General features: G+C 60.9%; 17 protein-coding genes and 2 pseudogenes. 16 read left to right on the top strand and 3 right to left on the bottom strand.

The window, feature by feature from the left end:
* The first annotated feature begins 1 nt into the window (after position 1).
* The 5 genes from BSG19_RS23820 to BSG19_RS23795 all read left to right on the top strand — a co-directional run bounded on the left by BSG19_RS23820 (position 2) and on the right by BSG19_RS23795 (position 5667).
* A complete protein-coding gene (locus BSG19_RS23820; protein ID WP_170866091.1) occupies positions 2–793 on the top strand; it encodes a GntR family transcriptional regulator in 792 nt (263 codons plus the stop codon).
* Between the two features lie 274 nt (positions 794–1067).
* Positions 1068–2153 carry a pyrimidine utilization protein A gene (rutA, locus tag BSG19_RS23810; protein ID WP_092990501.1) on the top strand — a complete coding sequence of 362 codons (1086 nt, stop codon included), beginning with the start codon at positions 1068–1070 and terminating at the stop codon, positions 2151–2153.
* Positions 2150–3736 (top strand): amidase, encoded by a 1587-nt coding sequence (locus BSG19_RS23805; RefSeq protein ID WP_092990500.1) that lies wholly within the window; start codon positions 2150–2152, stop codon positions 3734–3736. The genes rutA and BSG19_RS23805 overlap by 4 nt, the downstream gene beginning before the upstream one ends.
* On the top strand, positions 3733–5031 hold the full coding sequence (locus BSG19_RS23800; RefSeq protein ID WP_092990499.1) for an amidase: 1299 nt from the start codon (positions 3733–3735) through the stop codon (positions 5029–5031). Before BSG19_RS23805 ends, BSG19_RS23800 begins: the two co-directional genes overlap by 4 nt.
* A 9-nt stretch (positions 5032–5040) precedes the next feature.
* A complete protein-coding gene (locus BSG19_RS23795; protein WP_092990498.1) occupies positions 5041–5667 on the top strand; it encodes an isochorismatase family protein in 627 nt (208 codons plus the stop codon).
* 200 nt (positions 5668–5867) lie between these two features.
* Here the strand turns inward: BSG19_RS23795 and BSG19_RS23790 are convergent, their stop codons facing one another.
* On the bottom strand, positions 5868–6308 hold the full coding sequence (locus BSG19_RS23790) for an RbsD/FucU family protein (RefSeq protein WP_092990497.1): 441 nt from the start codon (positions 6306–6308) through the stop codon (positions 5868–5870).
* A 268-nt stretch (positions 6309–6576) separates the two neighbouring features.
* Here BSG19_RS23790 and ugpC point away from each other — a divergent pair, with 268 nt between their 5' ends.
* The 11 genes from ugpC (at position 6577) to BSG19_RS23735 (ending at position 18756) form a co-directional block, all read left to right on the top strand.
* Positions 6577–7638 (top strand): ABC transporter ATP-binding protein, encoded by a 1062-nt coding sequence (gene ugpC / locus BSG19_RS23785; protein WP_244529410.1) that lies wholly within the window; start codon positions 6577–6579, stop codon positions 7636–7638.
* Between the two features lie 82 nt (positions 7639–7720).
* Entirely contained in the window at positions 7721–9391 is a 1671-nt protein-coding gene (locus BSG19_RS23780) for a type 2 periplasmic-binding domain-containing protein (RefSeq protein WP_092990495.1), read from the top strand.
* A 78-nt stretch (positions 9392–9469) separates the two neighbouring features.
* Positions 9470–10594: a carbohydrate ABC transporter permease gene (locus BSG19_RS23775; protein WP_092990494.1), complete on the top strand. Its 1125-nt coding sequence runs from the start codon at positions 9470–9472 to the stop codon at positions 10592–10594.
* Between the two features lie 81 nt (positions 10595–10675).
* Positions 10676–11536, top strand: coding sequence for a carbohydrate ABC transporter permease (locus BSG19_RS23770; protein ID WP_244529409.1), 861 nt, complete (start codon positions 10676–10678; stop codon positions 11534–11536).
* A gap of 51 nt (positions 11537–11587) precedes the next feature.
* Positions 11588–12043: an RbsD/FucU family protein gene (locus tag BSG19_RS23765; RefSeq protein WP_092990492.1), complete on the top strand. Its 456-nt coding sequence runs from the start codon at positions 11588–11590 to the stop codon at positions 12041–12043.
* 208 nt (positions 12044–12251) lie between these two features.
* On the top strand, positions 12252–13235 hold the full coding sequence (locus tag BSG19_RS23760) for a sugar phosphate isomerase/epimerase family protein (RefSeq protein WP_092990491.1): 984 nt from the start codon (positions 12252–12254) through the stop codon (positions 13233–13235).
* A gap of 83 nt (positions 13236–13318) precedes the next feature.
* Complete coding sequence (locus BSG19_RS23755; RefSeq protein WP_092990490.1) at positions 13319–14383, top strand: sugar ABC transporter substrate-binding protein; 1065 nt, start codon at positions 13319–13321, stop codon at positions 14381–14383.
* Between the two features lie 63 nt (positions 14384–14446).
* Positions 14447–15958 (top strand): sugar ABC transporter ATP-binding protein, encoded by a 1512-nt coding sequence (locus BSG19_RS23750; protein WP_092990489.1) that lies wholly within the window; start codon positions 14447–14449, stop codon positions 15956–15958.
* A gap of 64 nt (positions 15959–16022) precedes the next feature.
* A complete protein-coding gene (locus tag BSG19_RS23745; protein ID WP_092990488.1) occupies positions 16023–17003 on the top strand; it encodes an ABC transporter permease in 981 nt (326 codons plus the stop codon).
* Positions 17000–17875 (top strand): MurR/RpiR family transcriptional regulator, encoded by an 876-nt coding sequence (locus BSG19_RS23740; protein ID WP_092990487.1) that lies wholly within the window; start codon positions 17000–17002, stop codon positions 17873–17875. Before BSG19_RS23745 ends, BSG19_RS23740 begins: the two co-directional genes overlap by 4 nt.
* On the top strand, positions 17872–18756 hold the full coding sequence (locus BSG19_RS23735) for a PfkB family carbohydrate kinase (RefSeq protein WP_092990486.1): 885 nt from the start codon (positions 17872–17874) through the stop codon (positions 18754–18756). The genes BSG19_RS23740 and BSG19_RS23735 overlap by 4 nt, the downstream gene beginning before the upstream one ends.
* On the opposite strand, the pseudogene BSG19_RS26215 reads toward BSG19_RS23735, so the two are convergent.
* Both BSG19_RS26215 and BSG19_RS23725 read right to left on the bottom strand, forming a co-directional pair.
* Positions 18753–19035: pseudogene (locus BSG19_RS26215) on the bottom strand (integrase core domain-containing protein); the annotation flags it as partial. The gene BSG19_RS23735 and the pseudogene BSG19_RS26215 sit on opposite strands and share 4 nt — an antisense overlap.
* Before the next feature lie 299 nt (positions 19036–19334).
* Positions 19335–20360 (bottom strand): annotated as a pseudogene (locus BSG19_RS23725) (IS110 family transposase).
* Positions 20361–20679 lie beyond the last annotated feature (319 nt).

The following is a 20679-nucleotide window of genomic DNA, read 5'->3' as shown; positions in this document are numbered from 1 at the left end:
GATGGCGACACTGGGTGAGGGCGAACCGACGAGGGTTGTGGTCGATGCCGCGGACTGGAGGCCCGAACTCGTCACGGCGCCGCTCTACATGCAAGTGGCTCACCATCTCGAGGCGCGCATCCGGCGGGGCGAATTTCCGGTCGGCTCGCTTCTGCCGACGGAAAATGAGCTGGCGGCTTCCCTGGGCGTGAGCCGGCAGACCGTCCGCCAGGCCATCGGTACATTGCGTGCGAACGGACAGCTTTCGGCCCGCAAGGGTGTCGGTACGCGCGTGGAGGCGGGGTCCAACTTCGACGGGAAGCGCTTCATCGCGCATTCGCGGTCCGAGCTGTTCGAGATTGCCAGCCAGACGGAGTTCGTCATTACCCACAAGGAAGAGATATCCGCGCAAGGGCGCCTTGCGGTCGAACTCGGCTGCCGGCCCGGGCGCAAGTTCCTCCACATGAGTGGGGTGCGCTACCCGGCGACGCGGCATAAGCCTTACTCGTGGAACGAGGTCTATGTCGATATGCGCCTGGCCCCGGCCGTGCGCGACCTCAACGTCGCAAAATCCGCGATCTTCCATCTGATCGAGGACTATACCGGCGAGAAGATCCAGGAAATCCAGCAGGACATTAAGCCGATCATCCTGACGGCCGAGATCGCGGTGCAGATCGACAGCAAGGCCGGCGATCTCGCCCTTCAGGTGACCCGCCGCTATTTCAGCGCCGGCCGCCGCCTGATCGAATACGCCTTCCAGATTCTGCCCGCCGACCGGTTCACCTATTCGACGACGTTGCGCGCCGGAAGCTGACCGGCCGCAGCGCATGCCGGCGATGCCGCACAGGTGCGTCCAGCGGCCTCTCCTTCCATGAGCAAATTTCCGCCATCCGTTCCGATGATCGTCTCTTCCTGCGCGGAAGCGACGGCGTTGACCAGCGCCGCGGCAATGCCGAGATGCATTGCCTAAAGAATAATCACGCATAAATATACAGCAATTTTGCGCTGGACAGGCCTCTCGAATTTTGCATTAGTGCGTACATAATGCACGTCTCCTGCCTCCCTCGATCCTGCAAAGGAGTATCTCCATGGACATTGGCGTCTTCATTCCGATTGGAAATAATGGCTGGCTGATTTCGACGGAATCGCCGCAATACATGCCGAGCTTCGAGCTCAACAAGCAGGTGGTGCAGAAGGCGGAGTCCTACGGGCTCGATTTCGCCCTGTCGATGATCAAGCTGCGCGGTTTCGGCGGCAAGGCCGAGTTCTGGGACTACAATCTCGAATCCTTCACGCTCATGGCCAGCCTTGCCGCAGTCACCAGCAAGATCAAGCTCTTCGCCTCGACGGCTGTCCTTACCTTGCCGCCCGCGCTCGTCGCCCGCATGGCGAGCACGATCGACAGCGTGGCGCCGGGCCGCTTCGGCATCAACATCGTCTCCGGCTGGCAGATGGCCGAATACGACCAGATGGGCATGTGGCCGGGGGATGCCTATTTCGGCTATCGCTACGACTACGCCAGCGAATATGTCCACATCATGAAGGACCTGTGGGAGACCGGCGAATGCACATTCTCCGGCAAGCATTTCACCATGAACGACTGCCGGATGAAGCCGTCGCCGCAGGGGAAAATCGAGATCGTCGCGGCGGGGCAGAGCCCCCGCGGCATGGCATTTGCCGCTGAATATGCCGATTACAACTTCGTCATGGGCGCTGGGATCAATACGCCGAAAGCCTATGCGCCGAACAACACGACCTTGGTCGAGGCGGCGGCAAAGACCGGCCGCGATGTGGGCGCCTACGTGCTCTTCATGGTCATCGCCGATGAAACGGACGAGCTCGCCAAGGCGAAGTGGGAAAAATACCGCGCCGGTGCCGACGTGGACGCCCTTGCCTGGATGGCGGACCAGGGCGGCCGGGACCAGACGGCGGACCCGAACTCGACGGCCAAGCACATCAATCTTCCCGAAGGCGCCGTCAACTTCAACATGGGCACCCTCGTCGGCTCCTATGCCAGCGTGGCGCAAATGCTCGACGAAGCCGGCGCCGTGCCCGGCACCAAGGGCATCATGCTGACCTTCGACGATTTCCTCGTCGGTCTCGACCACTTTGGTCAACGGATTCAGCCTCTGATGCAGACGCGTGCGACCGCGACGGCCATCGCCGCGGAATGATCCGCACGGCTGTCGCTCCGCCGATGTCGACGCTGGAACCTCTCGATCCCGCAGTCCTACGGGATCCGACGCTCGCAGACGCTCCCTTCCGCTCAGCGCCGGTGTCTTCGCCTCTACCCGGGCAGGACCGGCTCATCGTCGAGAAGGATGGGGACCGGGTCGCCGCAGGCGGTTCGGTTTCAGACGATGTTCGAATTCGGCATATGGGTGTGGGCGATCTCCTGCGCGCCTATGCCAACGGCAAGACCACACCGACGGACGTGCTGTCTGCACTGCGAATCGCGATGGACAATGATCCATCTGGACGCGATGCGATCCTCGGTCCCGTTGCGCGAGCGCAAGAGGCGGCAGCGGAAAGCACGCTGCGCTGGCACGTCGGCACAGCCAGACCGCTCGAAGGCATTCCTTTCGGCATCAAGGACATCATCGACGTGGCTCAGACGCCGGTGACGTCGGGCTCGCTCTTCACAGGCGACAGAATCGCAAGGACGGATGCAGATGTGGTCGCATCCTTGCGCGCGGCGGGTGCCATTCCCTTCGTCATGACCGCCACGACCGAATTTGCGACCGGCTCTCCCTTCGGTCCGCGCTATGGCAGCGTCGGCAATCCTTGGGAAGCGACCCGCTGGACGGGAGGCTCCTCGACCGGTTCTGGTGCTGCCCTTGCCGCGCGCCTCGTGCCGCTTGCCCTCGGTACGGATACCGGCGGATCGATCCGGGTGCCGTCCTGCTGGTGCGGCACGACTGGCCTCAAACCCAGCCGCGAGCGGGTGTCACGCAAAGGCGTCGCGCCACTCTCCTGGACGCTCGATCATGTCGGACCCATGGCGAGAAGTGCAGCGGACATCGCCGCGAGCTTTCCCTTCATGACAGCCGCTTTCGATGCCGGTCTTGTCGCGGACTGCGCCGCCCTCGTCTCCGCTGAGCCCGATATCGCCGGTCTGCGCATCGGCGTTCCCGATGGCTGGTTTACGGATCAGGTATCGTCCGAGGTTCTCGCCAATTGGCGCACGGCACTGCGTGTTCTGGAGAGCCTTGGCTGCACGCTCGTGACCCTGCCGAGCATCGACGTCGAGCCGTTGCACAAAGCGGGTTGGACCATCCTCCTATCCGAACTTGCAACCTATCACGAGGAGCGGATCGACCAGGCAGCACTGTTCGATGCGGGTCTCATCCACCGCTTGCGGCAGGGCATGCAGATCCGCGCATCGGAGTATGGGCGCGCGCTGCAGATGCGACATCAGGCGCAGGAGACGGTGGCAGCGGCGATGGCCAATGTCGATCTCATGATCACACCAGGTATTGGCGGCGGGGCCGGGCTGCTCGATACGCTGACCGTGGATGTGGATGGCCGGTCCATTGCCTTCCAGGATATCATCTCCCGCAACACCATGCTTTTCAATCTCACCGGCTTCCCGGCGCTGATGCTGCCCTCGGGTTTTGCGCGAAACGGCCTTCCGACCGGCATCCAGATCGTCGGTCGGCCGATGAGCGACACGCTGTGCCTGCGGGCCGGTATCGCCTTCCAAGCCGTGACGGAGCATCACACGGCGCTGCCGCCGCGGCTGGCGGCACACGCATGAAAGCCGTCCACGAATGGACGGCATCCGAGATGCTTGCCGCGATCTCCTGCGGCAGGATCACGGTCCGGGCCTTGATCGAAAGCTGCCTTTTGCGGATTTCGGCGCGGGATGACGATGTGCGTGCCTGGTTGTGGCTGAACGCCGATGCGCTTGCGCAAGCCGACCGCCTCGATGCGCTGCCGGCCGATCAACGGGGGCGCCTGCACGGGCTGCCGCTCGGCGTGAAAGATGTGTTCGACACGATCGACATGCCGACGACGCACAATTCGTCGCTCTATCAAGGGTTCCGTCCCGCAGCCGATGCCGCGGCCGTTGCGTTGGTGCGGGCAGAGGGCGTGGTTCTGCTCGGCAAGACCGACACCACTGAGTTCGCGGCGGCAGGTCGTAACGCTGCGACCGGCAACCCACATGATCTGACGCGCACGTCCGGCGGTTCGTCCGCGGGCTCGGCAGCAGCGGTGGCCGATTTTCACGTTCCCGTAGCACTCGCGACCCAGACGGGTGGCTCCACCATCCGCCCAGCTGCATTTTGCGGCATTTACGGGTTCAAGCCGAGCGCCCATCTTATCAGCCGCGAGGGTGTAAAGGTCTATTCCATCAGCTTCGACACGGTCGGGTGGATGGCTCGCTCGGTTGCCGATCTCCAGCTTTTGGCAGGGGTCTATGGCATCACGGAACGCCTTCGCGCGCCGTTACCGAACGCAGATCTGATGATCGGCGTGACGGCAGGACCGCATGCGGGTGCGCTCGACAAAGAGGCGCTGCACGCGCTCGATACCGCGGAAAAAAGACTGGTTGCAGCGGGACATCGCGTCAAACGGCTTGAGCTTCCAACCGCTTTCCATGCGCTGGACCTTCAACATCGGACCATTTTGCGCCGGGAGGGTGCACAGGCGTTTCGAGCCCTTGCCCGAACCCATGGTACGGCGTTGCACGATGACTTCCATCGTCTTGTCGAAAACCGGGACAATCACGCGCTTGCAGATCTCAACGCAGCCTATCACGCCATCGCACAGGGGCAGCAAATGTTCGATGAGATCGCGAGCGGGTTCGATCTCATCCTTGTCCCGAGCGCGCCGGGCGTTGCGCCTGTCGGCCGCAAGCCGGGAGATCCGATTTTCAATGCCATGTGGACGGCCCTCGGCGTTCCTTGCCTCAATCTGCCGGTCAGCGGCTTGCGCGACGTTTCCATGCCAGTCGGCGTTACCGCCATTTCGATGCGCTTCGATGACGTGGCGCTTCTCGAAGCCGGTCGGCGGATCGCCCCGCTCCTGATCAGTCTCTCAAGCTTTTAGGGAAAAGACATGTCCGCCGATGAACTGCTGGAAAACTACCGCAAGGCTTACGACAACCGGATTGGCTTCGGTCGAAAACCGGCGCTGGTGTTGGTCGATTTCGTCCAGGCCTATTTCGAACCGGAAAGCCCGCTTTATGCAGGGGTCGATGCGGCGCTCGCAAGCGCATTGCGTATTCGTGCGGCCGCTCGATCAAAAGGCATTCCCGTCATTCTGACGGGGGTGGTCCTTCATCCGAGTGGTGCGGATGGGGGCCGGTTCTTTCAGAAAGCCAAACCGCTCGCCTGCTTCACCGCAGGAAATCCGCTCGGCCGCTGGCCAGAGGGGCTCGCACCCGAGGCCGACGAATTTGTCATCACCAAGCAGTATCCAAGCGCGTTCTTCGGCACCTCGCTCGCACCTCTATTGACCTCCATGGGCGTCGATAATGTCGTTCTCACCGGACTGACCACCAGCGGCTGCGTGCGCGCCTCTTGCGTCGATGCTATGTCGCACGGCTTCATTACGACCGTGGTCCGCGACGCCTGCGGTGATCGCCATCCTGCACCACATGAGGCGAATCTCTTCGACATGAACGCAAAGTACGCCGACGTCGTCTCCGAAGCGGACATACTTGCGCATTTCGAAAGTCTTTAATGCTTCAGCAACTGTCAACGCTGCGACCGAGGTGACGGGATCGAAGATGCCGATCCAAAACGTGATAGCTTCATTCTGCCTGCGTTTCGGCGTGGAATCGTTCCGAGCCGATTTACACCTCACGCCGTATGGATACATCTGCGGCATCCCGAAGAACGATTCAGGGCTCGATCCGATCTTTCAAATGCCGGACTAAAGATTTAGATCACACCCTTCTTGAAGATGAAGCAGCCGTAGGGCCCCGGATCGGCGGTCCGGACAATCACGAAAGATCGCTTGGCTGCCTCGTAAAACGCGAAGCGCTCTAGCGCGTCCATTGGTACGGCGCGTCCCTGCGACGCATCGACCACAGTCTGCATGGCGTCGAAGATTGGCATCCGCGCGCCGGGATCGCCAACCACCTGCATACGAGTGACGGGTTTTTCGACGAAGGTATCGAGCGGAAACACCGTGAGGACAGCGCGCGCGGCCTCCGTCAGTCCGCAGCCTGAGACGTCCAGCACGCTGCCATAGGTTGTGTGTGCCGCAATGGTGGCGGCAGGGTGATTGACGTCGCACAACACGAGGTCGTCACCATGGCCCATTCGCATCATGGCATGCATGAGATCGGCGTGAATAACCGGGTCGATTCCTTTGAGCATGATATCTCCTCCTCCGCTAAAACTTCACATTGCTACTACGTTCTGTGATGCGTCCAGTCCCCTCTTTCAGAATACAGTGTGAAATCGGACGTTCTTCCATCAGGTTCAGCTCTATCGCGCTACATAAACATCAAGGCCAACAAACTTAAGCTCACTGAGCGAATAACAATTTACAAGATTGTAGATATGTGTGAAGTTGTTAATCAACGGCGTCTCTGGCGCCGGGGCTGTGAGGGAGTGCACAGCGGGAGCGGGTAGGAGGCCCCCTTTGGCATCGATGAACATTGAAAACGTCGGCAAGGCCTATGGCAGCCTTGCCGTGATCCATGGTGTGTCCGTGGATATTCCAGATGGGGAGTTCGTGGTCCTCGTCGGCCCGTCCGGCTGTGGGAAATCCACGCTGCTGCGCATGGTGGCTGGCCTCGAGCCGATATCCTCGGGCGACATTCGCATCAACGGCAAGGTGGTCAACGACCTTCCGCCAAAGGATCGCGATATCGCCATGGTTTTCCAGAGCTATGCGCTCTATCCACACAAGACCGTTGCCGACAATATGGGCTTCGCCCTGAAGATGCGCGGAGACGATAAGGCGACGATAGAGGGTCGCGTGCGCAAGGCTGCGGAGATCCTCGATCTCGTGCCTTACCTTGCGCGTTATCCCCGCCAGCTTTCGGGCGGTCAGCGGCAACGCGTTGCCATGGGGCGGGCTATTGTACGTGATCCCAAGGTTTTCCTCTTCGACGAGCCGCTCTCGAACCTCGATGCCAAGCTGCGCGTGCAGATGCGCGCCGAAATCAAGGAGTTGCAGCGGCGGCTGGCCACGACCATGATCTACGTGACACACGATCAGGTGGAAGCCATGACTATGGCGGACCGGATCGTGGTGCTGCGCGACGGGCGCGTGGAGCAGATCGGCTCGCCGCTCGAACTGTACGACTGGCCGGCCAATACCTTCGTCGCCGGCTTTATCGGTTCTCCCTCGATGAACCTCATCAAAGGCCATATCCGGGCGGGTGCTACTCCGAGCTTCGAGACGGACGACGGGATCATGCTGCCGATGACGAGGGCACCGTCAGGTTCGGATGGGCAGCCCGCCTACTACGGCATCCGGCCGGAGCATTTTACGCTCGGCGGCACGGTGGAGGCCAAGATCTCGGTGATCGAATCCACAGGTTCGGAAACGCAGGTCTTTGCCCGGCTGGGACAGCAGAAGATCATCGGCGTCTTTCGCGACCGGGTAGAGGGCGCCACGGACCAGACGATCACGATGACGCCGAACCCGGCGCTGGTGCACCTTTTCGACGGCGCGTCGGGTCTGCGTCTCGGCTGATCGCGAGACAAGCGGCGCGCCTGGGGAGGGGCGCCGGAATGCCACGCAACGTGGCGACATCTTCACATGGGAGGAGACCATAATGAAAGTCAGCGATTTCGAACGAATGATGGCGATCGGCCTGAGCCGACGCGCCATCCTGAAAACAGGTGCCAGTCTCGGGGCGGTCGCGGCGGCCAGCACGATGCTGGATGGTCTGGGCGGCCTCGGTACGGTGTTCGCGCAGGATGCATCGTTCCGCGGCCAGCTGCTGCAGATCCCCGGTGTCGGCAAAGGCTCGCCCACGGATGCCGACTGGCAAAAGGTCGGTGAATTGTGCCTGGAAGCCACGAATAAGAGCGTGACGGAGGGCGAGTTCGCCGGCGTTGAGCTCTCGTTCATGGGTCTGAACAACCAGAACCTTCACAATGTCCTCTTCCGCGGCTTCCTGAAGCCCTGGGAAGACTATACCGGCGCGAAGATCACGTGGATCGATCTTGCGCAGGCCGACTATAACCCGCGCCTGCAGCAGGCCATTGCCACCGGCACGGTCGATTTCGACCTGTTGGAGATGGGTGCCCCGTTCGAGGGCGACGTTTGTGGCAAGGGGCTTGCCTCCGAGATGCCCGACTGGGTCAAGGCCCAGATCGACATGGACGACTACGTCGACTACCTGAAGGCGCCGGTTGGGACCTGGGAGGGCAAGACCTACCGGATCTCGGTGGATGGAGACTGCCACAACTTCAACTACCGGACCGACTATTTCACCGATGCCGCTCTCGCAAAGGCCTGGAAAGACGAGGGTCATGAGGGCGAGTGGAGCGTGCCGAAAACCTGGCAGAAGGTTCAGGAGGTCACGAAGTTCCTCAAGGGCAAGACTGTTGGCGGAATGGAAGCGGTGGGTTACCTCGACGCGCCGAAGGCGTGGGGCGGTTTCGGCTTCTACTTCCTGGGAAGCCGTGCCACGGCCTATGCCAAGCACCCGGATGATAAAGCCTGGCTATTCGACGTCGACACGATGAAGCCACGCATCAACAACCCCGCCTGGGTTCGCGCCATTCAGGACGTTATCGATGCGCTTCCGTCAGAGGCGGGCGACCAGCTGAATGCCGATCCGGGCACGACCGCCTTCCAGCAGTTTCTTGCCGGCACCGGCTCCATGGTCTCATGGTGGGGCGATGTTGGCGCAAGCGCGCGCACAAGCGACAGCTCGGTCGTCGGCGATACGATCGGCTTCGATATCCTGCCGGGTTCCGACGATGTCTACAACGCGAAGACGGGACAGTGGGAGAAGCTCGCGAGCGGCCCGAACCACGCGCCGAACATGGCGTATCTCGGCTGGGGCGTTTACGTCATGGCTCGCGTCGATAGCGACGAGAAGAAGAAAAAGGCGGCGTGGAGCGCTGCCGCGCATCTCGGCGGCAAGGACCTTGCACTATGGACGGCCGCTTACCCGTCCGGTTTTCAGTGCTATCGCAAGAGCCAGTTCGACATCAAGGAATGGGTGTCTGCCGGTTACGACGAGGCATTCATCACGAGCTACCTCTCCTCGCAGTCGAACTCCTACAACCATCCGAATGCTGCGATCGAGCCGCGCATTCCCGGTATCTTCCAATATTACAGTGTGGCGGAAGACGAACTGGCCAAGGTGTTTGCAGGACAGGCAACGGCGCAAGCCGGTGCAGATGCCATCGCGAGCGCCTGGGAGAAGATCACGGACCAGCTCGGCCGCGACAAGCAGATCGCGCTCTACAAGGCGTCTCTCGGAGCCTGACCGGAAAGGCCAGGCGGCGCCGTCGCACCGCCTGGCTCTCTCATTCGTGCACGAAGCGCTGTGCCCAAAGGTTTGCCGATGTCCCATATTACACTGCCTGCCGGCACGCCGCCGAACTCGATCGCTACCGAGCGTGCGGACCTTCAAGCAATTTCCGCCCGGCGCGGCCGAATGCTTTTCGCGGCTGCGACGGTTCTCCTCTTTGCGGTGCTCCTGCTGCAGCTGCTCGAAGCAGCTGGCGTGACCTCCATTGGTCTCGTCAGCTGGCGTCCACTCCTGTTTGCCTATATTGTCTGGGCGGCCGCGCTGTGCGCGGCGCAAATTCTGATCCGCGGCGAAGATGGGCAGAGGGCGGCCTTCGTGCTGCCGGCCGTGCTTTTCACTGTCGCCATGGTGGTTTTTCCAACCGTCTTCGGCCTCTACATCGCCTTTACAGACTGGAACCTCAGTGCCTCTGCCGGGCGGAGGTTCAACGGGCTCGACAATCTGCGAACCCTGTCTGCCGACGTCTACTTCTGGAACGCGCTTCTCAATATGGTGTACTATGTGGCGGCGGTGCTTGTGCAATATGCCATCGCTTTCGGCCTCGCACTGTTGCTGAACGCCGAGATCCGCGCCCGCAAATTCTTCCGCGTCGCTTTTCTTCTGCCGCTCATGCTCAGCCCCGTGGCTGTCAGCTGGATGATCGGCAAGTCGCTGATGGAGTATCGCTTCGGCCCGGCGGCAACGCTCGCCCGCCATCTCGGATGGGACAACCCCGCTTTCTTCTCGACACCCTGGCTGGCGCGGACCTCCATCATGGCGATGGATGCCTGGGTGTCGATCCCCTTCATGATGATCCTCCTGCTGGCCGGGCTTCAGGCCTTGCCCGCCGAGGTCAAAGAGGCAGCCAAGGTGGATGGGGCTTCGGGCTGGCAGAGTTTCAAGGAAATCACCTTTCCGCTGATGCTGCCGGTCAGCATGACCGTCGTCATCCTGCGCATCATCTTCCAGCTCAAGCTCGCCGATATCGTCATCAACGTCACGGCCGGCGGGCCGGGCGGCGCGACCGATACCGTGTCGAGTTTCATCTTTCGCGAGTATCGAGACCGGTCGAATGTCGGTTACGGCACCATGCTCGCCGAATTCTACCTCGTCGTCATCATCATCTTCGTCGCGCTCATCCTCAAAGGGGCGAGCCGCTGGATGCAGCGTTCAAACTGAGGCCCGGCCATGGCAAGCATCCCTTACACACCGTCGGCAGATGAAGGTCGGACAAGTCTCTGGTCGCGACGCTCGCGGTTCATGACCCCGAGCCTCCTCATCTATGCCGCGCTCATCCTGTGGGCGTTCATCTCGCTGTTTCCGATCTACTGGACGGTCACGACCTCGTTCAAGACCGCCGTCAACGTGACGCAGGGGCACCTCATTCCCTTCGTAGACTTCACGCCCGACTGGAAGGGCTGGCGCTCGCTCGGCCTGTCGCCGGACACGATCTCGGCACCCTCGACCGTGCGTGACGAGTTCATACGTCGGTTCTTCAACAGCATCATTGCCTCGGCGGGCGCCTCGTTCCTCGCTGTCGTCATCGGCTCGCTCGCGGCTTACGGCCTCAGCCGGTTCCCGTACAAATTCCTCTGGATGCGCAATAAGGATATTTCGTTCTTCTTCCTGTCGCAGCTCATCCTGCCGCCGGTCGTGCTGGCGATGCCGTTCCTCGTTCTCTACAAGCATTTGATGTTGCTCGACACGCTGGTCGGCCTCATCCTCGTCTACACGCTGATGGTGCTGCCCATCGTCATCTGGATCATGCGCGACCAGTTCGACACGATCCCGCTGGAACTCGAGCAGGCCGCCCTTGTGGACGGCTGCTCGATCTGGGGCGCATTCCTGCGCATCGTGCTGCCAATCGCGTTGCCGGGCATGGTGGCAGCGTTCATTCTCTCGGTCATCCTCTGCTGGAACGAGTATTTCTTCGCAGCCCTGCTTACCAGTTCGAACGCGAAAACATTGCCCGTGATGGTCGCGAGCCAGACCGGCTCGCAAGGCATCAACTGGTGGTCGATGGCTGCCATTGCCACGGCCGCGATCATGCCTTTGGTGCTGGTCGGAATCTTCCTGGAGCGTTACATCGTCAAGGGCCTTACGGCGGGAGCCGTGAAGTGAGATTACAAAAAAGCGGCAGGAGCCGCACTGACGACGTCATGGGAGGTTTCCTTGCTCAAGAATATTCATCCGGCGCTGAGCGCCGACGTCCTGCACGCTCTTCGGTCCATGGGGCATGGCGACACGCTCGTGGTATCGGACACGAACTTTCCAACCGATAGCGTCGGACGACAGACTGTGATCGGACGGCCGCTAGCGATGGCCAATCTCAGCGCGCCGCAGGCTATCGCCGCGATCTTGTCGGTTCTGCCGCTGGACACGCCACTGCAGAACTCCGCTGGCCGCATGGAAGTGATGGGCGCACCGGACGAACAGCCGGACGTGCAGCGCGAAGTTCAGGCGGAGATCGACCGTGCGGAGGGCAAAGCCTGCCCGATGTACGGAATCGAGCGTTTCGCCTTCTACGATCTGGCGAAGAAAGCCTATTGCGTCATCTCGACAGGCGAAACCCGCTTTTACGGCTGCTTCCTGTTTACCAAGGGCGTGATTCCGCCGGAAGGCACATAGCCGCGCCAGTTTCGTTTTCAAAAACGTCGGCCGTCAGGAAACTGCACGGCCGACGTCTGCACCGTGCTGTGTCGCGATGACACGATACGCCTAACGTCGATTTACCTCGGGCAGTGTCGATTTGGTGCGACGCACAACAGGTTCTCACTTTACAGATAGATATATTAATGTGAAGTTAGCTCACGAACCAACGAAGTGAGCACCTGCTGTGACCGATCTCAAATTTGCGACCCGCCTGAATTCCTTCGCCTCGCGCCCACAGGCCGAATGGCCGGATCTGGTGGGTAAGCCGAGCGTCATGCAGATGGTTGCACGCGCTGCCAAGGTCGAGGGTCTCACGGATCTCGATCTGAACTACCCCGATCACGGTGCTGACAAGCCGGCGGAATTGGCGCGTCGGATCAATGATCTAGGTCTCGCCGTCAATGGCTTTGCCATGCGTTACTATACGAATCCCTCCTTCAAGATCGGAGCCTTCACAAACCCGGACGTTGCTGTCCGCCGCGAAGCCATCGAGCTGACGAAGAAGGGTATCGATGCCACGCGCGAAGCCGGCGCCAAGCTGATGACGCTGTGGCTTGGTCAGGACGGCTTCGATTACGCATTCCAGGCGGACTATGCGACGCTATGGCAACACGAAATAGACGGAATTCGTGAAGTTTGCGAGCATGATCCGGAGTGCCTGATCAGCATCGAGTACAAGCCGAATGAGCCCCGTTCCTATAGCCTTATGCCCGATTGCGCGACGACGTTGCTGGCCATCAAGGATGTCGGCCTGCCGAACCTCGGCGTGACGCTCGATTTCGCCCATGTTCTCTATGCAGACGAGCAGCCTGCCTTTGCCGCGGCGCTGATTGCCCGCTACAGCCGTGTCCTCGGCGTGCACCTCAACGATGGATATGCCAAGCGCGACGACGGGTTGATGGTCGGCTCCGTCCATCCACAGCAGACGATCGAGTTGCTTCGCCAGATCCGCCGCGACGGCTACGATGGCGCCATCTACTTCGATACGTTCCCCGATATGACCGGTCTCGATCCGGTTCACGAATGCGAGGTGAACATTCAGACCGTCAAGCGCATGCTGAAGGTCGTTGATCGCCTCGAACAGGACAATCGCCTTTCCGGCGCGATTGATCGCCAGGACGCCGTCTCCGCGCAGGCTGTCGTTCAGGAACTCATGCTCGGCAACTGATGCCGCATGCGCTTGCCAATAGTCAAAATACGGACCGGCATGCCGCAGCGCATGCCGGACGGCCAAACTCGGGAGGAAAAATCATGAAGACATTTCTGAAGACCACGATCGCTGCCGGCTTTGCCGCCAGTCTGATGTTCGGCGCAGCTTTCGCGCAGGACCTTGCGCCTCTGAATTCGGATACCGAAAAAGATCGTCTGGACTGGTCGCAGCTCGAAGCAAAATTCGGCGCATTCCCTGCGATCCCCGAGGGCACGAAGGCCGGGGCAGTTTCCAAGACGCTGACGAACGAATACTGGCGCTCGCTCGGTCAGGGCTATGAAGCGTTCGGTAAGACGCACAACGTACCTGTCGCCTATCAGGCGGCGCAGAGCGAGGGCGATCAGCTCGGTCAGCTGACGATTGCCGAAGGCATGATCACGCAAGGCTACAACGTCCTGCTCGTCTCGCCCCAGACGGACGCCAATCTGCAGCCGGTCATGGAACAGGCAAAGGCGGCAAATATCCCCGTCGTGAACGTCAACGACGCCGTCATTCCGCAGGCCGAGCACTATGTCGGCAACGTCCAGCGCGACAACGGCGTTCGCGTCGCCAAATGGTTCATCGAGAACCGTCCGCAGGGCGGCAAGGTCGCCATCGTCGAAGGTCAGGCCGGCGTCTACGCGGCCGTGCAGCGCACCGACGGCTTCAAATCGACCGTCACGGAGAACGGCAAGTTCGAGGTCGTCGCCAGCGTGCCCGGCAACTGGGACCGCCAAACCTCCTACGACGCCGCGACCAATATCCTCAACCAGCATCCGGATCTCGTCGGCTTCTACGCCAACAATGACGGCATGGCGCTCGGCATCGTCGAGGCCGTGAAGTCAGCCGGTCTGCAGGACAAGGTTGCCGTGTTCGGGACCGATGGCATCTCGGACGCCTACGCGTCGATCAAGGCCGGCGAACTGACAGGCACAGTCGATAGCTTCCCCGTCCTGACCGGCGAAGTCGCACTGGAAACCGCGCTCCGGCTGGTCGCCGGGCAGAAGCTGCCGCGCGTCGTTGCAACCCCTCAGGCTTTGATCACGGCTGACAATCTGGCCCGATATCAGGGCGAGGGCGTCGATGTGCGCAAGGTTCTCATGGAAGACGCCAAGGCTGCGAAATAAGCAAGCCGACATGGGGCGCCGGCCTTCAGCCGGCGCTTCTTTCGCGAAAGGCAGGAGAAATCGATGAGCACCGATGCAAGATTGCGTTTCCAGGGGATCACCAAGGCGTTCCCGGGCGTAAAGGCTCTGTCGGATGTGTCGTTCGATGTTCAGCCTGGAGAGATTCACGGCCTGCTCGGCGAGAACGGTGCGGGGAAATCGACCCTTCTGCGCATCCTCTCCGGCGTCTTCAAGCCCACGTCAGGCACGGTTCTGGTCGATGAAAAGCCTGTCGCGTTCAGGAAGCCGATGGATGCTCGCCTTGCCGGCATCGCGATGATTCATCAGGAGCTACAGCAGGTTCCGCACCTCTCCGTCGCGCAGAATATGTTCCTCGGTCATTCCGTAACCAAAGCTGGCGGTCTGCTGGTCGCCCGGCGCGAGCAGGAGCGTCGCGCTGCCGAAGCCTTGTCCATGCTGGACCCGGGTATCGATCCGGGTGCGCCCATCTCGTCGCTGAAAGTCGCGCAGCGTCAGATCGTCGAAATCGGCCGTGCCCTTCTCGACAAGGCGCGCATTATCGCAATGGACGAGCCGACGTCGAGCCTGACGCCGAGCGAGTTCGAGCGGCTCGCCGAGGTCATCGCACGTCTCGCTGCAAGCGGCGTGTCCATCGTCTATGTCTCCCACAAGATGGACGAGGTCTTCCGCATCTGCCAGCGCGCCAGCATCATGCGCGACGGCCGCCTCATCGACGTGGTCGATCTTTCCAGGGTCTCGCACAGCGACGTGATCACCATGATGGTCGGGCGCGAACTGATGCAGGACGCTCATATCTCGCATGCCACCTCGACCGTAAAGTTGCAGGCGAAGAACCTCACCTCGCCAAAGATCCGTGACGTCTCCTTCAGCGTTCGCAAGGGCGAGGTTGTCGGGATTGCCGGCCTCGTGGGTTCGGGACGCACGGAACTCCTGCGTCTTCTCGCCGGTGTCGATCGCATCTCTACCGGCAGCGTCGAGATCGACGGCAAGCCGGTCACGCTTGCCAACCCGCGCGATGCGATTGCAGCAGGCATCGGCCTCGTGCCGGAAGAGCGCAAACGAGACGGCATCGTCCCCGGCCGCTCCGTAACGCTGAATATGGCGCTAGCCTCGCTTCCAGCCTTTTCCCGCAGCGGTTTCATCGCGAAGGGAAAGGTCAGGACGACCGCAAGCGACCTCCTGAGGCGCGTCAATCTGCGCCCGTTCCTGCTTGATCGGCCGATCCGACTGTTCAGCGGTGGCAATCAGCAGAAAGCTATCATCGCCCGCTGGCTCGCAGCGCGCTCGGAGGTCCTGCTCTTCGACGAGCCCACACGTGGCATCGACGTCGGCGCGAAATCGGAAATCTATCACCTGATCGAGGCGCTGGCCGCGGAGGGCCGCTCGATCGTCGTCGTTTCCTCCGAACTCCCGGAGGTCATCCGCCTGTCGGACCGCGTGCTCGTCATGCGCGACGGACAGATTGCTGCAGAACTTCCGCGCGAGGGTCTGAGCGAGAGCGCGATCGTCGCTCACGCCATACCCGGCGTGCATGAGACCGCTCCGGCTGCCTGACACATCATTCCAAGACCTTCACAAGATCTTCTCGAACGCTGAAGAAGACGAATAGGATGCTGCCATGACCACCTCTGCTGCCGCTCCGGCCGAAAAGACCGCATCGGGCTTTGGCCGTTTCTCCTTCTCGCTACGCGATGCCGGCACGCTGATCGGCCTCGTCGTCATCATCGCCGTCTTCGCGACGCTCGTTCCCGGCTTCCTGTCCGAGCGAAACCTCATCAACATCCTCCAGCAGTCGAGCATCAATGCCTGCCTCGCGCTTGGCATGACGCTCGTCATCATCTCCGGCGGCATCGACCTATCGGTCGGGCCGACGGCGGCGATCTCCGCGGTCATCACCGCGACGCTTCTGCTGGCCGGCACGCCCATTCCGCTGGCCATCCTTGCCGGCCTCGGCATTGGCGTGCTGTGCGGTTTCATCAATGGCGTGCTCGTCGCCTATGTCGGCCTGCAGCCCTTCATCGTCACGCTCGGCACGCTCAGCACCTACCGAGCGCTGGCGCTGATTTATACCGGCGGCAACCCCGTTCTCGGCATTCCCCCTGGCTTCCGTTCGCTCTTCAACGGCGCCCTGTTCGGCATCCCCACGCCTATCCTCATCGTGGCCGTCGTCGCTGTTGCTGCCTGGGTCCTTCTGACCAAGACGCCGATCGGTGAGTATCTGATGGCGGTCGGCGGTAACGAGGAAGCGGCCTATGTCGCAGGCGTCCCGATCGCCCGCACCAAGATCACGGCCTACGTCATCTCGGGTGGCCTCGCGGCGCTCGCATCACTCATCCTCATCGGACGGCTGGGTGCTGCCGAGCCTATTCTCGGCAACCTCTGGGAACTCGACGCTATCGCCGCGGCGGCGATTGGCGGAGCCTCGCTGATGGGCGGCAAAGGCAGCATCGTCGGCACCATTCTCGGCGCCATCATCCTCGGGACCATGCGCAACGGTCTGACGTTGATGAATGTGCAGGCGTTCTACCAACTTCTCGCAACAGGTCTTATAATCCTCGTCGCCATGATGATCGATCGTGCAACGAGGGGACGGGGATGAATACGGAAAGCTTCGACATGAAGGCGGTCGGCCCGCGCATCCGGATGATGATGCCGCTGCTGACCCCGCTCGAAGCAAAAGTGGTGGATACGGTTTTCGGTCTGCGCGATTTCAACGACGAGACGTCGTTGAAAAAGATCGCGGTGGAGGCCGGCGTTTCCGAGGCCATGGTGGTCAAGATCACCAAGAAGCTCGGTTTTGCCGGATACCGCGATTTCCGCGCCGCCGTCAGCCAGTACAACAGCCAGCCGACGGCCGAAATGCACAGGGAACTTTCGGTGGACGATACGTCTCAGGAGATCGTCCAGAAGGTGTTCCGCACCTCGATCCATGCGCTGGAGGAAACGCTCGCAATTCTGGATATGGCCGCGTTCGACAGGGCGGCCGATCTGATCCACGGAGGAAGCCAGCGCGATCTTTACGGCGTTGGTGGCTCGGCCCAGATTGCCCGAGATGTTTCCCACAAGTTTTTGCGCATCGGCGTGCGGGCCAATGTCTTCGACGATAGCCATATGATGCTGATGTCGGCTTCGCTGCTCAAGGAAGGGGACATAGCGGTCGGCTTTTCCCATTCCGGCAATACAACGGCCGTCATCGAGGCCATCCAGCTTGCTCGCCGCAACGGCGCCAGCACCATTGCGATAACCAATTACGGCGGGTCGGCGCTGGCGCAGGCTGCAGACATCGTGCTCTGTTCGACCGCGCAGGGATCGCCATTGATGGGGGAAAACGCCGCGGCGCGCATCGCCCAGCTCAACATTCTCGACGCAATTTTCGTCGCCGTCGCCCAGCGGGACTACCGCGCGGCCGAACGCAACCTCAAGCAGACCATGTCGGCCGTCAGCTCCAAGCGAAAAGATAGACTTCCATGACATCTTCTCCCCGCGTCACCGTCTTCGGCAGCCTGCACTACGATATCGCGGTTTTCGGCCCCGCGCGGCCGCGCAAGGGCGAGACGGTGACCGGCTCGGCCTGGCATCCGAAGAGTGGTGGGAAGGGCGGTAATCAAGCGGTCTCGGCGGCAAAGACCGGCATAGCGACATCCATGATCGGCGCTGTGGCGCAGGATGAGTTCGGTCACTTCCTTCTCGACAACCTGGCGCGCAAGGGCGTCGATCACCGCTTCGTAGCGCGGACCGCGCAACGCTCGACCGGTATGAGCGTCGCTATCTTCGATGACGAAGGCGACTATGGTGCCGTCATCGTCTCCGGCAGCAATCTCGAACTAAGCGATACGCATCTCGACGCGGCTTCCGAGATACTTGCGGAGACGTCGATCCTCGTCCTTCAGAATGAAGTTCCAGATGCCGCCAATGTTGCGGCCGCCCGTCGCGCGAAGGCGGCAGGAGCGCTGGTTCTGCTGAATGCAGCGCCGGCGCGCACCCTTTCCGACGCATTGAAAACACTCGTCGATATCCTCGTCGTGAACGCCATCGAAGCAGAGATGCTTGCGGGTGTTGACGTCGTGGAAACGCTGGATGGCGCGCTATCTGCGGCCCGCATCCTCAAGGCAGGCTATCCCCAGGTTGTGGTCACGGCCGGCGGGGCAGGGGTCGCAGCCGTGGATAAGGACGGACATGAGATCACGATCGAGCCAGTCAAGGTGAGTGTCGAGAGCACCCATGGCGCCGGCGACGAGTTTATCGGCATGCTCGCCGCCCAGACAGCACGCGGCGCGACACTTGAGGTTGCTCTCGCAGAGGCGAACAAGGCGGCGGCCAAACTCGTCGCTACGCCTGAGGCCGAACGCTAGGTGTTTCGTTCCGGCATTTGATCGATTGGATTTGAATCTTTCGGGCTCGATTGTCCACCTTTTGCAGATGAACTCGTACGGCGTGAGCCCCTTGAGGGTCTTGAGACGGCGTCCGAAGTTGTAGGCGGCAACAAAGCTTTCGAGGTGATTTCGAAGTTGCGCATGGTCGTCGTAACGGAAGCGTTTGATCGTTAACTTCTTGACGGTTCGGTTCATCCGTTCGACCTGACCGTTGGTCCAAGGATGCTTTGGCTTCGTGAGCCGGTGTTCGATATCGTGAGCTTGGCAGGCTCCATCGAATGGATGGCTTTGACTCATATGTGGAACGGCCCGGGTGGCAAGGTATTTCCTGCGCAAATCTCCGTCGGACGGTGCAGTCATATCTCCGGCCTGTCAGCGCGGTCATTGACCGCTGGCCACGATGAAATCCGCGATGTCGATCGCCTAGTCAATTTTTCACGCTCAATGACGCACTGAGTCAGACGGCCTGATCGGCATCGAGGTATCGTCCCTCGGGTTCATCATGCTTTCGTACCTTGCCGCTTTATCCCGACGCAGAGACGCTGGGAATTCTGTTTCTACGCCCCTGCCATCTCCGGCGCTCTGTATGTGCTGCCCTTGACGAGAAGCGCCCATATCGTGCGTGCCATCTTGTTGGCCAGCGCCACGGCTGCCACCTTGTAGCGGCGTCGTGCCATTATTGATACGACCCAAACAGGCAGCTTTGAACCTCTGCGAGCCTGTTTCAGGATAGACGTCGCACCCACAATCAGTAGAGTTCGTAACTGCTTCTTCCCACGCTTTGAAATTTTGCCGAGCCGCTCTTTACCGCCGCTCGAGTTTGCTCTCGGTGTGATACCGATCCACGCGGCCAAATCCCGCCCTGTTCGAAAGGCTGCCGGATCCTGAATGGTGTCACGAACAGTCGCTGCTATAATAGGGCCGACGTCAGGGATGCATGTCAAACGACGTGCGGCATCATCGGCTTTCACTGCTGCGACAATCTTACTGTCAAGCACTTCAACCCTTTCTGTCAGCCTTTCGATTCGATCGGCCATCTCCAAAAGCGCAGCTCTGGCCGAGTTTGGCAGACGACTGTCACGATCGTCGCGCAAGACGGCGACGAGCTTTGCAATACTGGTCATGCCGGTCGCGGCGATAATCCCGAGCTCGGCCATATGGGCGCGCATGGCATTGGCCGTCTGGCTTCGCTGACGCACAAGTAGCTCGCGGGTCTTCAAAACCATCCCGGCGGCTTGCTCCTTCCGGTGACTTGGCCGGCACAAAGCGCATCTTTGGACGCGTGACCGCCTCGCAGATTGCCTCCGCATCAGCCGCGTCGGTTTTGTTGCGTTTGACGTAAGGCTTCACGTAGGCCGGTGGCATCAACCGCACTGTGTGGCCCAATTCGCCCATCGCACTGGCTCAGTAGTGGGCACTCCCGCAAGCTTTAATACCCACCAGGCACGGTTCGATGTGACGAAAGATTCAATACCTGTGATCGTCAAGGCACGTTGGACGGCGACGTGTCCGGCTTCAGTGATGGCGTGAATCTGAAAGACCGACTTGGCCAAGCCCAGTCCGATAACTGTAATCTTCCCCATAAAGCGGTTCCCTTCTGTCTTGTGGCGAATGATATCACCATGCAGCTCCCGGACGATCTTCTTCACCGACCAGCCCTGCACATGGAAGGCTCGACGAACACGCGCAATTGTATCCACTCGCTTCAACTCCCCCTCCATCCGTCACCAAAAGACGGATGGTCAGCAAAACAGGTGGGGGGTCAAAATTGGGCTCTGACGCAATTTTGGTGGTCAGAGGCCTATCCGTCACTCCGCAGGCCAGATAGACCCGCACGTTCCCGGAAGGCCCGATCATGCCGCCTCCACGCAAGCAATCAACGACCCGAGCATTCTTAGCTCC

The sequence above is a fragment of the Rhizobium sp. NFR03 genome, from assembly GCF_900111275.1.
GTDB lineage: Bacteria > Pseudomonadota > Alphaproteobacteria > Rhizobiales > Rhizobiaceae > Ferranicluibacter.
The sequence above is the reverse complement of the archived record's forward strand: the minus strand, read 5'-3'. Positions and strand labels throughout refer to the sequence as shown.